At 44.7% G+C, this 14648-nt stretch carries 11 protein-coding genes; 6 read left to right on the plus strand and 5 right to left on the minus strand.

Annotated features, from left to right (window positions below):
* Positions 1–38: 38 nt before the first annotated feature.
* Complete coding sequence (locus BM090_RS06390; RefSeq protein ID WP_091509417.1) at positions 39–614, minus strand: Crp/Fnr family transcriptional regulator; 576 nt, start codon at positions 612–614, stop codon at positions 39–41.
* 160 nt (positions 615–774) lie between these two features.
* On the opposite strand from BM090_RS06390, the gene BM090_RS06395 reads away from it, so the two are divergent.
* From BM090_RS06395 to BM090_RS06415, 5 genes are all read left to right on the plus strand, one after another.
* Positions 775–2121, plus strand: coding sequence for a TolC family protein (locus tag BM090_RS06395; protein WP_091509421.1), 1347 nt, complete (start codon positions 775–777; stop codon positions 2119–2121).
* 18 nt (positions 2122–2139) lie between these two features.
* Entirely contained in the window at positions 2140–3246 is a 1107-nt protein-coding gene (locus BM090_RS06400) for an efflux RND transporter periplasmic adaptor subunit (RefSeq protein ID WP_091509424.1), read from the plus strand.
* Positions 3247–3342: 96 nt separating this feature from the next.
* Positions 3343–6549 carry an efflux RND transporter permease subunit gene (locus BM090_RS06405; RefSeq protein ID WP_091509427.1) on the plus strand — a complete coding sequence of 1069 codons (3207 nt, stop codon included), beginning with the start codon at positions 3343–3345 and terminating at the stop codon, positions 6547–6549.
* 65 nt (positions 6550–6614) lie between these two features.
* Positions 6615–6923 carry a hypothetical protein gene (locus BM090_RS06410; RefSeq protein WP_091509431.1) on the plus strand — a complete coding sequence of 103 codons (309 nt, stop codon included), beginning with the start codon at positions 6615–6617 and terminating at the stop codon, positions 6921–6923.
* A gap of 27 nt (positions 6924–6950) precedes the next feature.
* Positions 6951–7157, plus strand: coding sequence for a YgaP family membrane protein (locus BM090_RS06415; RefSeq protein WP_177199849.1), 207 nt, complete (start codon positions 6951–6953; stop codon positions 7155–7157).
* A gap of 204 nt (positions 7158–7361) precedes the next feature.
* Here the strand turns inward: BM090_RS06415 and BM090_RS06420 are convergent, their stop codons facing one another.
* Both BM090_RS06420 and BM090_RS06425 read right to left on the minus strand, forming a co-directional pair.
* Positions 7362–7637, minus strand: a complete 276-nt coding sequence (locus tag BM090_RS06420) for a hypothetical protein (RefSeq protein WP_143083892.1) — start codon at positions 7635–7637, stop codon at positions 7362–7364.
* A gap of 140 nt (positions 7638–7777) precedes the next feature.
* Complete coding sequence (locus BM090_RS06425; protein WP_091509441.1) at positions 7778–10843, minus strand: response regulator; 3066 nt, start codon at positions 10841–10843, stop codon at positions 7778–7780.
* Positions 10844–11122: 279 nt separating this feature from the next.
* Here BM090_RS06425 and BM090_RS06430 point away from each other — a divergent pair, with 279 nt between their 5' ends.
* Positions 11123–12577, plus strand: coding sequence for a hypothetical protein (locus BM090_RS06430; RefSeq protein WP_091509445.1), 1455 nt, complete (start codon positions 11123–11125; stop codon positions 12575–12577).
* Positions 12578–12623: 46 nt separating this feature from the next.
* On the opposite strand, the gene BM090_RS06435 is transcribed toward BM090_RS06430, so the two are convergent.
* Together BM090_RS06435 and BM090_RS06440 are read right to left on the minus strand one after the other, a co-directional pair.
* A complete protein-coding gene (locus BM090_RS06435) occupies positions 12624–13943 on the minus strand; it encodes an alkaline phosphatase D family protein (protein WP_091509448.1) in 1320 nt (439 codons plus the stop codon).
* Positions 13944–14102: 159 nt separating this feature from the next.
* On the minus strand, positions 14103–14648 hold a 546-nt coding region (locus tag BM090_RS06440), incomplete at its 5' end, for a T9SS type A sorting domain-containing protein (protein ID WP_143083893.1).

The following is a 14648-nucleotide window of genomic DNA, read 5'->3' on the forward strand; positions in this document are numbered from 1 at the left end:
GCCAAGCCAGCCATTTAATTTTTGGTAAAAACCAAGATTTATATTTTGATGCTATTGAGCAACTTGCTGAAATTACTGGCATCAATGCCGATGTAGTCGGCCAAATATTTGTGCGGAACGATTTGCAAAATATGTGGGCTGCGCTGCAAAAGTTTACGAAATTTTTGTTCGGAAGAAAAGCATTGCAACTCTACCAGCCTTTCCAAAACGCCCGAAAATGCCCCAACTAATCCTTTGTGAATGAGTGTATTTATTTCTGGTCGGCTTTGGGCTAAGGCTTCTACTTGGCTGTATGGCGCACGCAAAAACACAGACGGCGTGAGCGTTTCGTAATAGTAGCGCGAAGGCGTGTGCATAAGCATCGCGTCCAACACGCCCCCAAAATTGCCTGTATAAGTAAATACCAGCGTGGCTTCGCGTTGGCTATCGTCCAGATAATAAAGGCGTTGCAGGCCTTCGACCACAAAATACAAATGCTTTTCGGCCTCGCCCGCGCTGGTAAGCACGTGTTTGCGTTTGCTCTCAAAGGATTTGAACAAGCCAAAAAAATCTTCAAAATCTTGGGGCGTAAGCGGGTGTATCGCCGCGATGGTTTGCTGGAATAGACTTTTCATTCAATCAAAATTTTTCAAAAATATAGCCAAAGCAATGCATATAAACGCAGTATTTGCCTACTATTTTGAGGCTATCCAACAAATGTTCCCAAACAAGCCGTAGCCAGCCGCCAATTTTGCAACATCATTACACGATTGTACTCAATCACAAGCAAACAGTATGATGTACGCACAAATTAGAACGGTAAAAACATTCCCCAAATCGCTGTTGGTCGGCTTGCTTTCGGCGGCGGCTTTGTGGCCAGCGCACGCCCAAGACTCTACCAAAGTCCTGACCTTAGAGCAGGCGGTTAGCACGGCTTTGCAATCCAACAAAAACATCAAGATTGCCACCCTCGACAAAAACGTAGCAGAGGCCAATTACAAACAAACCAACGCCATGTTTTTGCCGCAGGCCAATATTTCTTATACGGGTTTTACGACCAATAACCCGCTGAATGCCTTTGGTTTTAAGCTGCAACAGCAGTCCATTGCGCAGTCGGATTTTGACCCGCGCTTGCTCAACGACCCCGACCGCACCACCAATTTCTTGACCAAATTGGAAGTGCAACAGCCGCTTTTCAACATGGATATGTACATGATGCGAAAAGGCGCAAGCAAGCAAGTGGAGATTTACCAACACGGCATACAGCGCACGCAAGAACATATCACTTACGAAGTAACCAAAGCCTATCAGCAGGTGCAAACGGCCTACAAAGCCGTTGCGGTGTTGGAAGAAGCCTTGCAAACGACCAAAGCCATGAACAAACTCGTTGGTGATTATTTGGCGCAAGGTTTGGTACAAAAGTCCGACGTGCTGAACACGCAAGTACACATCAGCACAACCGAAGCGATGCTTTCGGAAGCACGCAACAACATCAAAAACGCGTCGGATTATTTGAGTGTACTCATGGGAACGCCTTCCAACTATGTTTATACCGTAGCCAGTGTTGCACCCGTAGCCGCGCCAGCCGCCGCCACTTTGCCCAACAATCGCGCCGACTTTTTGGCCATGAGCAAAGCCGCCGAAGCCTCCGAAATGATGACTAAGTCTATGAAAATGAGCTTTGTGCCGCGTCTAAATGCTTTCGGACAATATACTTTTAACGATAAAGACGCTTTGGGGTTTGGCTCAGATGCCTATATGCTCGGCGTGCAACTTTCGTGGAATGTGTTTGATGGAACAAAAACCAATCACGCCATCAAAGCCCAAAAGCTAAGTACCGAAAAATTGAGCAAACAATTAGAAGCACAAAAAGCTGAAAATCAAATGCTTTTGGATAAAACGTTGCGCGACATCGAAAACGCAGGTTTCACGGCACAACAATACCAATCGGCCATCAATCAGGCCACCGAAGCACTGACACTTTTGCAAAATCGCTTCAAACAGGGTTTGGCCAAAACAACCGACGTACTCATGGCGCAAAGCCAGCTTTCGCAACAAAAACTCATGTACGAGCAAAGTCAAATGAACATCAATATCCTGACGGCATACTTGCAATTCCTGACGGCTTCTTCTTCTAACTAAAAATTATTTCGTCAAAATATGAAATCAGAATTGTCTATCATAAAAGCACAAGCTCTTGTAGGCGTTGGACTTGCGGTGCTAAGTGCGTGCGGTTCAAAACACGAACAAGGCGCAGTAGAATACCAATCAAAACTCCCAGCCGTACCCGTTGTAGTGGGTAAAGCCTCTACCACCAACACGGCGGGCATTAGTGCCAGTGGCCAAGTGGAAGCCCTCCAAACCGCCAACATTAGCACACGCCTCATGGGTTTTATTACGAGCATCAAAGTAAAAGTAGGCGACCGCGTACACAAAGGTCAGGTGTTGGCCACCATTAGCAGCCAAGAGATTTCGGCCAAACGCGCACAAGCCCAAGCCATGATAACAGAAGCAGAAGCCGCCGTAAACAATGCCCAAAAAGATTACGACCGCTTTACCACTTTACTCGCGCAAGGCAGCGCAACCCCCAAAGAGATGGAAAACGTAACCTTCCAACTCAATTCGGCAAAAGCACACTTGGAAGCGGCCAAACAAATGCGCAACGAAGCAGATGCGATGTTGGCTTACGCTACGCTTAAAGCTCCTTTCGATGGCATTATTACTCAAAAAATGGCTGACGAAGGAAACATGGCCGCCCCAGGTATGCCACTTCTTTCTTTGGAAGAAAATGACGGCTACCAAGTGCGCGTAACTGTGCCAGAGTCGGACATTGAGCAAGTGCGCGAAGGCGCAACAGCCACCGTAAACATCAAATCTACGGGCAAGCAACTCAAAGGCCGCGTAACGCAAATCAGTGAGTCGTCGCAGTTTACAGGCGGACAATATGCCGTGAAAATTAGCCTTGACAATCCCAAAGGTTTGTATGCGGGTATGTACGTGAACGTAAACATCGAACCCAAACAAAACACACAAGCCCAAGCAGAAACAGAAGCTACACTCGTGCCAGTGAGCAGCGTGGTGTACCGCGACCAACTCACGGGCGTTTATACGGTTAGCCAAAAAAATACGGCCATGTTGCGTTGGGTGCGTTTGGGCAAAACCTTCGGCGATAAAGTAGAAGTGGTTTCGGGCTTAGATAAAGACGAAAGTTTTATCCTGAAAGCAGACGGAAAATTAGCCAACGGCACACCCGTAAAAACCAATTAAAAAACCCCATCTAAATCTTCCCCATAGGGAAGACTTTTAGTCAAATAAAAGGTTTTTAAAATTTAATTTATTCACTATCAATAAAATAAAGAATTTATGCAAGAAGGTTTTTCGGGGAATGTCGCCAAGGCGTTTATTACCTCAAAGCTCACAATATTGCTCATGATAGCGTTCTTGCTCATTGGCGGATACAGCACGTTTCTGATTCCGCGCGAGGAAGAACCACAAATTGAAGTGCCAATGGCCGATATTTTCATAGGTTTCCCTGGGGCATCGCCGCAAGAAATGGAATCGAAAGTAGTCGCGCCAATGGAACGCATGATTTCTAATATTAAAGGCGTAGAATACGTGTATTCGACGACCATGAAAGGCCAAGCCATGCTCATTGTTCAGTTTTATGTAGGCGAAGACGTAGAACGCTCGCTCGTGAAACTTTACAACGAGATTATGAAAAACATGGACAAAATGCCGCAAGGCGTTACGTTGCCGCTTGTGAAGTCGCGCGCCATCGACGATGTACCCGTGCTGGGGCTTACGCTTTGGAGCGAAAAAACCAACGATTACACGTTGCGCCAAGTGGGAGAGGTGCTGACCAATGAGATAAAGAAAATCCCCAACATTGCCGACGTAAAAATTATTGGCGGACGTAGTCGCGTGGTCAATGTGGTATTGGATAAGGATAAAATGGCCGAAAATCATGTAGATTTCTTGACTATTAGCAAACAAATTCAGGCCAGCAATATGCAAATGATGTCGGGCGTGATGTTGCACAACAATATGGCTTTCAGTGTAGAAACTGGCAACTTTTTGACCAGTGCCGACGAAATAGGTAATTTGATAGTTGGTTCTAACAAACAGTTGCCTGTGTATTTGCGCCAAGTGGCCAAAGTAGAAGAAAGTCCCGCGACGGCTTCGCAATATGTGTCGTTTGGATACGGTCGTGCCGACACGGCCAAAGCCAATGCCAACGCTTCGGAATACCCAGCCATTACGCTTTCGGTAGCCAAGAAAAAAGGCGCAGACGCGATGCACCTTTCCGAACAGATTTTGCACAAAATAGACCACCTCACACCGCAACTTTTGCCCGATGATATTCACTTAGAGCATACACGCAACTACGGCGAAACGGCTTCGGAAAAAGTATCCGAATTGCTCATGCACTTAATGGTGGCTATCGTGGTGGTTACGCTTTTCGTGATGCTGGCGATGGGTTGGCGCGGCGGTTTAGTAGTGTTTTTGTCCGTGCCAGTTACGTTTGCCCTTACGCTGTTTAGCTACTATATGTTGGATTATACGCTGAACCGCATCACGTTGTTTGCGTTGGTGTTTATTACGGGGATTGTGGTGGACGACTCCATTATTATTGCCGAAAATATGCACAGACACTTCAAAATGAAGCGTTTACCATTCTTGCAAGCGGCTATTTTTGCGATTAACGAAGTAGGCAACCCCACGATTTTGGCGACGTTTACGGTAATTGCGGCGGTGTTGCCGATGGCTTTTGTGTCGGGTATGATGGGGCCGTACATGAGTCCAATGCCGATTGGGGCTTCTATTGCCATGATATTGTCGTTGGTGGTGGCCTTGACGCTTACGCCGTATTTGGGCTATTTGTTTTTGCAAGAAAAAGAAAAACATGGCCACGAACACCAAGAACACGGCCACAACTTAGAGGACAGCGGCATTTATAAAATTTACAAAGCCTTTATAAATCCGTTGCTCGAATCGCGTTGGAAACGTTGGACATTTATTTTGTCCACAACTTTTATTCTGATTGGCTCAATGGGCTTGTTTTATACCAAAAGTGTAGCCGTAAAAATGTTGCCTTTTGACAATAAAAATGAGTTTCAGGTGGTAATAGATATGCCCGAAGGCACGACGTTGGAACAAACCGCCGCCGTAACGCGCGAAATAGCCGAATACATGGCGGGGCAACCAATGGTAATGAATTATCAGAGCTATGTTGGAACGTCTGCACCGATTAGTTTTAATGGTTTGGTGCGCCACTATGATTTGCGTAGAGGCGAAAACATGGCCGATGTGCAAGTGAATTTGGTGGACAAAAAGAACCGCAGCATTCAGAGCCACGACATCGTAAAACAAATGCGCCCAGCCGTGCAAGCCATTGCCAAAAAATACAAAGCCAATGTAAAAATGGTAGAAGTGCCGCCCGGCCCTCCTGTACTTTCGACGTTGGTAGCGGAAATTTATGGTCCTGATTACGAACAACAAATGGCCATTGGCAAGCAAGTAAAAGACATTTTTGCCAAAACAACCGACATCGTAGATGTGGATTGGATGGTAGAAGACGACCAACCCGAATACAAAATTGAGGTTGATAAAGAAAAAGCCATGCGTTATGGCGTAGCTCCTGCGCAAGTGGTGGCTTTGGTCAATGCCGCACTTTCGGATATGAACGTGGGCGTAATGCACAGCGCGACAGCTTTTGAACCCGTAAATATCATTCTCAAACTCAACGACGCGGACAAATCCGACCTAAACGGCATCAAAAACCTAAAAGTAATTGGCCAGCAAGGAAACGCCGTTCCCGTAGGGGATTTGGTGAGTATCAGCCAAGTAACGAAAGCCAAAAGCATTTTCCGCAAAAACCAAAAACGTGTGGTATATGTGTTGGCAGATATGGCGGGTTCGCTGGAAAGTCCGTTTTATGCCATGAGTGCCGTGTCGGAAAAGTTGGGAAGTATTCAGTTGCCGAAAGGCTACCAACTCAAAGAAGAATACAGCGCACAACCTGAATTGGAAGACGATTTTACGTTGAAATGGGACGGCGAATGGCAAATCACTTACGAGGTTTTCAGGGATTTGGGTATTGCGTTTGTGGTCGCGATTATCATTATCTATATGCTCATTGTGGGTTGGTTTCAAAACTTTACCGTGCCTATCGTGATGTTGGTGGCTGTGCCGCTTTCGCTGATTGGTATTGTGTTTGGCCACTGGATGATGGGGGCGTATTTTACAGCAACTTCGATGATTGGTTTCATTGCATTGGCTGGGGTAATGGTTCGTAACTCACTGCTTATCATTGATTTTGTAAATATCCGTCTGGACGAAGGCGTACCGCTCAAACAGGCCATTATCGAGGCGGGCGCGGTGCGTACTACCCCGATTTTGCTCACGGCTGGCGCGGTGGCGTTGGGTGCGGTGGTTATCTTGTTCGACCCGATTTTTCAAGGCTTGGCCATCTCGCTGATGGGCGGTACGGTTACTTCTACGTTCCTGACCTTGCTTGTCGTGCCGTTGCTGTACTTCAAGATGATGCGCTCGAAAGAAGCCCAGAAATAAATCTTAACCCTTGTAGGTTGTAAAAACCTATGAGGGTTGGTTAAACATCTTTCCCCCGAAAAAATATGAAACTTTTTATTCTGACTTGCCAACAAGACGACCGCAAAGCCGCCGTCGCGACCTTCAAAAAAGCAGGCATTGGCGCATACAGCATGGCCGACATTACGGGTTTTAAAACCTTCGCGCCAGAAGATTTATCGGACGAATGGTTTGCGGCCAGTCCCGTAGCGGCGGATTCGTTACTGTTTTTTAGCTTTTTAAGCGAAACACTCGCCGCCAAAGCCCTTGAATTGGTCTTTGAACACAACCAACAACACCCCTCAGATTTTCCGTTGCGCGGCTTTGTGCTGTCGGTGGACACGTGGGTAAACTAATTTTTTAGCGAAGCATCCAAAAATATTATGAGAGAAAGAATTGTGAGAGCTGTGGCGGGCGTAATGGTGCTGCTCAGCATTGTGTTAGCGTATTTTGTGAATATCGGTTGGCTCGGCCTGACGGCTTTTGTGGGGCTAAATCTTTTCCAGTCGTCTATGACGCGGTTTTGTCCTTTGGAAAAAATCTTGGACGCTTTCGGTGTAGAAAAGTCCGAAACGGGCTGCGGCTGTTAAAAAAAAGAACTCATTCAGTTTGTTTGTGAATAGGCCTCGCCCTCGTAGCTGTGTATGCTGCGGGGCGAGGTTTTTTTTATTGGAATTTAACTTATCTTTTTCCGATACCATTGGTACAACAAAAAGCCACAACCTCATTCGTTATTGAGGCTGCGGCTTTTGTGTTTGAATAATTTTTATTGATAGTTACCTAATCCGAACGTATTAGGCTTTTTCTCCTCCGCTACCCAACACAGCATCCGTAATTTGAGCAATTACTTTTTCTGTGCTAAAACCTGCAAACGAAGCTGGCATACCAACTTCCACATTGCTGATTTCTAATACTTCTGTCGCTTCGTCGTATTTGTAATCTGCCGAAACACCCATTTTAGAGATATTTCCTTGTTTGCCTGTAATTTCCAAACCAAATTTCTTGAGTTGTGTGGCAACTGCATTAAAAACGTCTGTGCTTACTTTTACGTAGCGTGCATTATTTGACATGAGACCAATAAGATATAAATGAAACAATTGTTTAACGTGCGAAATATAGTTATTTTCAGCAACAAGCAAGTATATGCGCCATAAAAAGTATTCTATTTGTACAAAAACAAGAACAAGCAAAAATACAATATAGCATGTATCTATACTTCTTTTGCAAGCAAATAGTCTGTTATGGTTTCTTTACTTTGTTGAAATATTTGTGCGGCAAGGGCTTGTTTATTCTGCACCTGCTCCCAATCTATCGTCTCTGCTTTCAGTAAAGACTCCAACTCCCTCAAATTCATTTCTAAGGATTCTAACCCAACGGCGGCGGCCATCCCCACCACACCATGTGTAGCCTGTATGGCTTTTTCTGCTTCTTTTTGGGCTAATAGAACATTGGCCTCCTCCCACCGCGACTGCGCTTCTACCAAAAACATTTGCAATAAATCTCGGAGTAAATCGCTGCTTTGCAAACGTGCTAAGGCTTTTGCAGCATCAAAAACAGGAATTATATCTGATTGATTTTCGGTGGGCAGCGGTACATTATCAAAAGCACCTTGCCACTGTTCTAACACTCCGTACAATACTTCTACCTGTAAGGGCTTGGTCAAGTATGCGTCCATACCTGCGGCCAAACACCTCTCCTTGTCTCCTTTCATGGCACTGGCTGTCATGGCTACAATAGGCGTGTGGCGTGTGGTACTGGCTTCGGCATTACGAATAATACGAGCTGCCGTAAGTCCATCAATCACAGGCATTTGTACATCCATCAGAATCAGGTCGAAAGGCTGCGCGTTATATTGCTGAATGGCTTCTTCGCCATTGGTAACAATAAGCACTTTATGACCAGCTCTTTCCAATAATGTTTGGGCTAATTTTTGGTTAACGGTATTGTCTTCTGCCAACAAAATACGGAAATGCTTCTTGGGGCGCGGCGGTTGACGCAAAGTAGCCTTTTCCACAGCAGCCAAAATAGCGCGTTGCAATTCAAAAGCCATGACTGGCTTGAGCAAATAACCATCAATTTTGGATTTATTGGCGCGTTGTACCTCGCCCGCCACGTCCGAAGACGACAGCATCATAACCACCAAATTAGTATCACAACCCAACTCTTTGGCTTGTTGCACCAGCACAAAACCGTCACTTTCAGGCATATTGCTATCCGTCAGTAATAACTGAAACGGTGTATTTTCTTTTTGCGCTTTTTGCAAATGAGCCAACGCCAATGCAGTGTTACTTACCGCCACGACTTGCATTTTCCAGCCCGTCAGCATTTTGGACAAAAGCTCCAAATTCAGTTCGTTATCATCTACAATCAGCACTTTCCAACCTGCAACTTGGCCAATAGAAGAGGATTGATTATCTTTTTCCAACAAAAATTCGGAAGCCAAACCAAATGGCAATTCACAAACAAAGCTACTGCCCAGCCCTACCACGCTTTCCGCGCGAATAGTACCGCCCATCAAGTACGCCAAGTTGCGGCAAATCGAAAGCCCAAGTCCCGTGCCACCATAAAAACGAGTCGTAGAACTTTCGGCCTGCGTAAACGGCGAAAATATATGTTCCAACTGCCGCGCCGAAATACCAATACCCGTATCTTTTATCTTGAAAACAAGGCCAACATTGTCCGTTTCGACGGCTGCTGGATTAAGACCAATTTCTAATTCTACTTGCCCTTTGTGCGTGAATTTAACGGCATTGCTCAACAAATTCATCAGGATTTGGCGCAAACGAAACACATCACCCACCAAGAAATTAGGTACATCTGGAGCAATGTTACAAATCAGTTCAACATTTTTAGTATGCGCTTTCAGGCTAATAATTTTCATCGCTTCGCTTACAACTTTCTGTAAATCAAAAGTTACTGGCGATATTTCGAGCTTTCCAGCTTCTATTTTAGAAAAATCCAGAATGTCGTTAATAATGGTCAGCAGCGAATCAGAACTATTTTTGATAGTTTCCAAATAATCGCGTTGCTGGGCGGAAACAGGCGTTTCGAGCAACAAATCCACAAAACCCATAATCCCGTTCATTGGCGTACGGATTTCGTGACTCATATTGGCCAAAAACTCCGACTTGGCTACATTGGCTTGTTCGGCTTGCTTTTTGGCTTGCTCTAATTTCTGCTCGATTTCTTTACGATGCGTAATGTCTTGCGCCACTGCAATAATTTGTTTTGCGCGGCCTTGTCCATCGCGCAGGAAAAGCGTGTTGCGCAAATGAACCCAGCGATACAAGCCATCTTTATGCAAAACACGGTACTCGTATTCCTGCACAGCGTTGTTGTCCATGCCATCAAACAAACTCAATTGATAACGAACAATGGCTACATCGTCGGGATGAACCAAAGCAGGCCCTCCCTTTTCCTCCTGAAGCTGTGCCACCTCCTCTGGTGTATATCCAAGCAAAGCAGTCATTTCTCTATTGCTATAAATATTGCGTTTAAGTTGCATGTCGTACACAAACAGGACACCAGGCGTCGTATCGGCAATTTTCTCAATAAATTTCTGCTTTTCGAGTGCGTCATTTTGTGCCGTATTGCTTTCCTCCAACGCCTCATTGAGTGCATTCACCGACTCGCTCAAACGTAGAATAACAGGCCTGAAAATATAGTATCCCTCCAAAAACAGAAGAATTATGACCAAAATGGTGGTGATAAGATTGGCTATTTGATGCTTTTGCGCCAACACTTCCGAGCGTTCGTTGTAATGCGTAATCACATTATCCATCGTACGCATCCATGCCGACTCGTTTTCAAACAAAATTATGATGTTTTTACTCACAAATTCCTTGTCGGTCGGATGAGTCAATATAGCGTCAAAAGTATGCGTAAGTGTCTGAAAATAAGGCTCAGTCTCTTGCAAAAGTGTTTGTGCCTTTTGGTCATTATTGGCAGGCAAACGCAACGAGTCGTCGCCTAATCTCAAGCCTTTTTGATGATTTTTCCAGCGGCGTAACCCCCTACTAATGCGTTTCAAAGTCTCTTGTTGCTCTGCGGGTGTGTTACGACCATGTTCTAATATCAACACATTTTTTTCTAATTTCTGAAAAATCATGCGCTGCGTTCGTGCCACATTGATATAATGCAAACAATCTTGTTGCTGTTTGCTAATCGGGACAGTAAAAAAGAAGCCGACAAAAGCCACCAATGCAATAAGCGACAAGGCCACTATATAACTAATGACAAGCCGCCGTATATAAAACTGGGTTAGTTGAATGGCCATAAGGTAACACAATAGATGATTGAAAGATAAAAAATATAAGCATCAGGTAGCTGAAGCCTGACGGATCGTGCTAAATGCCGATGTGATAATGTATTGCGTAAAGTTAGTCTTTTCTACACAATATAGAAAAAAACTAATAGCAATTACCTTTTTTATCCTTCAAAAAATAAAAAAAAATGGGAGACCTTTTTCGGAGGCGGTAATCATAGCACAGAAACAGCCTAAAAGCTGAAAATAAACAGGTGTATATTTTTTGAAAAATTAATCCAAAGCAACCCCATGAAAACAAGTTATCAACTCCTCGCCATTGGCCTTCTGGTGGCTACCAACGCCTGCCAAACAGAACCTAATCCAGTACAACAAACAGATAACGTTGCTATCTCAAATGTTGGTACACTAAAAAAGAAACCTTTTGAATCAATAGATATTGTATTCCAACAATACGAAATAAATACCAGCCGCGACACAACCATCATTTATCCGAATGGCTCTACTTTGGCCATTGCCAAAAACTCATTTGTAAAAGCCAATGGCCAACCCGCCACAGGAACATTGCAAATTCAGTACCGAGAACTACACAACCCGTACGAAATTTGGCTTTCGGGAATCCCGATGGCCGTCCAAAACAAAGCCCAAAGTCCACAACTGGAGTCGGCGGGTATGCTCGAAATACACGCGTCCCAAAACGGCGAAGCCCTACAATTGCAAACAGGTAAAAGCGTAAAAGTTGCGATGATTTCTGAGCAAGCAGACACAAACTACAATTTATATTACTTGGATTCGGTAGCGCAAAATTGGCAGGAAACAGAAAAAAATTTGGCCGTAACCGAAATGCAATCTTCGAGCGATAAAGCCAATACCGACAGCAAACAATTGCAAGCGGCTATTGAGCAAGTTCGTGAAAAAGCCGCTGAGAAATTGCCCGTTCAGCCACAAGTGGCCGCACCGCAACGCTATCGGTTTCATGTAAAACTTGACCTTTCTACTTTCCCCGAAATGAAAATTTATGACGGAATAGAATGGGAATACGCCGACACCAAATCCAGCAACAACCCGATAAACAACCCTTGGGTAACCGATAACACATGGCTGAGTATGGAGCTGGAACGCACCAACAAAAAAGACATTTATTTGCTCACGCTTCGCGACCATACGCGCAGCTATTCGGCTAAAGTACGGCCTGTATTTGAAGCGGCCGACCTTGCCGACGCGCAAGCCATTTACGACGAGCATTTTGAAATTTATCAAAAATATGTAGCTAAGAAAGAGGCGCAAGTACTTGAGCAACAAGCTCTTATCGCTCAACGCAAAAACCGCGAACAAGCCTTACAAACCGTTAGCCGCACTTTTGAAATTACGGCAATGGGCGTATGGAACAGCGACCGCATCATCAGTGAGCCAAATACTTCGTATGTAGTAAACGTTAGTTTTGAGTTGGATAAACAACCTTGCAAAGCCGTCAAAGTGTATATGATAGACCGCGCCCTCAATTCGGTTTATTACGCCTACGAGTTGCCGCGCTTGAGCTTCCACAGCGAACACGACAATACTTTGCTGGTGGTTACGGACAAAGGCGAATTGGGCATTGCTACCGCCAAACAGTTTGAGAAATTGGGCAGCCGCACTGAACAACACGCCTTCCAACTGAAAAAAATTGCCTTCAATGCCACAGACTCACCCGAAAAGCTCCGCGATATTATCAACAAGCATTTGACAGGAAAAAATAGAATTTAAAGAAAAAGCCTATAAGACTTGATACATCTTATAGGCTTTTCGCTTTTTATTTAAGCTCAGAAGCTTTTATTTGATATTGGGTTAATTCTTTACCCATCGTATCAAACATTTTGATAGACAAAACTCTATCGTTTTTCGCGCCTGTTACTTCAAAAATCGAGTAATTGCGTTCGCCTACCAGCGTATTCGGCAAACGGAAAGTATTGTTTTCGGAAGGGTCGGCATGCGGCCCAGCCGTAAGCGGCGAGCAGGTAACATCATACAACGGGTATGTTCCTTCTCTATTCATTTTACTAATTTCGCTATGATGGCGGTCGCCTGTCAGGAATATAACACCTTTAATACCAGCCTTTTGAATGGCCGAAAGTAGTTTTTGTTTTTCGTCTGGGTAAGTAGAGAATGTCTCGTATTTGGCTACGTCGTTGAGCATTTGGCCGCCAGTTGCCACAAATTTAAAAGTTGCTTTGCTGTTCACGAGCGCGTCTATAAGCCATTGGATTTGCTCGTCTCCAAACATTTGTCTTGATCGCGTTTGGTCGTCGTTAGGGCTGCGGTGATAGCGATTATCCAACATAAAAAACTGAAGGTCAGACCATTGGAAAGTACCCGTAACGCCTCCTTTTCCTGTAAGATTGATATTTGGATTTGCCCAAAACAAATTGAAGGCTTCTTCCGTCAGGTTCTTGCCCCAATAGCTGCGGTCTGCGTCATTTACGCCGTAGTCGTGGTCGTCCCAAATGGCATAGTGGTGCACACTTCCCCAAAACGGTTGTAATTCGGGCAGCGAACGCGTGTGCGTATATCGGTGCAAAATTCCTGTGCGTGTACTCCAGTCGGCTTCGCGCAAATAAACATTGTCGCCGAGCCACACCATAAATTCGGGTTTAGCCTTCGCCAAAGACTGAAAAATTTCGTAATGGCCGCCGTAAGTTTGGTTAGGTCGGTCGTATTCGGGTTCGTTTACGTACGCACAACTGCCAATCGCGAAACGTACATTTGGCGCATCGGTACGCCATTGCCATAAAGTTTGGGTTTGAAATTCCAACGGATACGGACGCGGTACAACTTTGTCATTAATCAATAACTCATACTCGTATTTGCGTGTCGGTTGCACTTGGTCGGCAATGAGATGCGCCACAAAAGCCGTTTCCTTTTTCGTCTTTACGACATCTGTTTTCCATTTTTTTTCGGGTTTTCCTTTTTCCCAATAACGAATAGCCACTTGTGCAGGAGCATTGGTTTGCGCCCAAAGTTTTACTTCCATCATTTCGGAATAGCCTACCATCGGGCCAGACTGCAATAAGTTATTTTGGGCATTGAGATTAATTCCCATCAATAACAACGCAAAGAATATAATTTTTTTCATACAAAAATAAGGATAAAAGTATTGTGCAAAAGTACGAATTAGGCGATAGCAAGAAAGTTAAGTTTTTGTTATAAAAACAAAAGACCCCGACACCGCGAAGGTATCAGGGTCTTTTGTTTTATGTAAATTTTGAGAAATAAATACTATTTCAAAGAAATATTATTTACCAGTCAAAATCATTTGTCGAGTAGCGACCCCTTCCGCAGACATCACTTTCAAAATGTATGCGCCTTGTGGATATGCACTCAAATCTAATTGTAACACGGCCTCTTGACTTACTACTTGCTCGCCTGACAGCACTTGTTTGCCTACACTATTGTAAACAACATAGTTCACAGCACCACTCAAGCCTGCTACATTAACTAGACCCGTCGTTGGATTTGGATAAACACTTAATTGTGCTAGCTCCTGACCCAAACGCGCAGCACCTGTCGTAAACGTACTGATAGAAGACCATTCGTTCCAATCTTCCGCCACTGGCAAACAAGCATTACGAACACGCCATTCATAAGTAGTATTTGGGGTAAGACCCGTTACGCGGGCAGCCAAAGTTGGCGCTCCATAACCTGTAGATTGATAGCCGTACCAAGTACTTGTACCCTGTACTCGGTAATGGATTTGGTACATGTAGGTATTGGTGGTGTAAGATGGCCAGTCAAATCGAACTGCTGTCGCACTTGGTGTTGCGGTAACAGTAAGTGGCGC

It is taken from the genome of Flexibacter flexilis DSM 6793 (assembly GCF_900112255.1).
GTDB classification, from domain to species: domain Bacteria; phylum Bacteroidota; class Bacteroidia; order Cytophagales; family Flexibacteraceae; genus Flexibacter; species Flexibacter flexilis.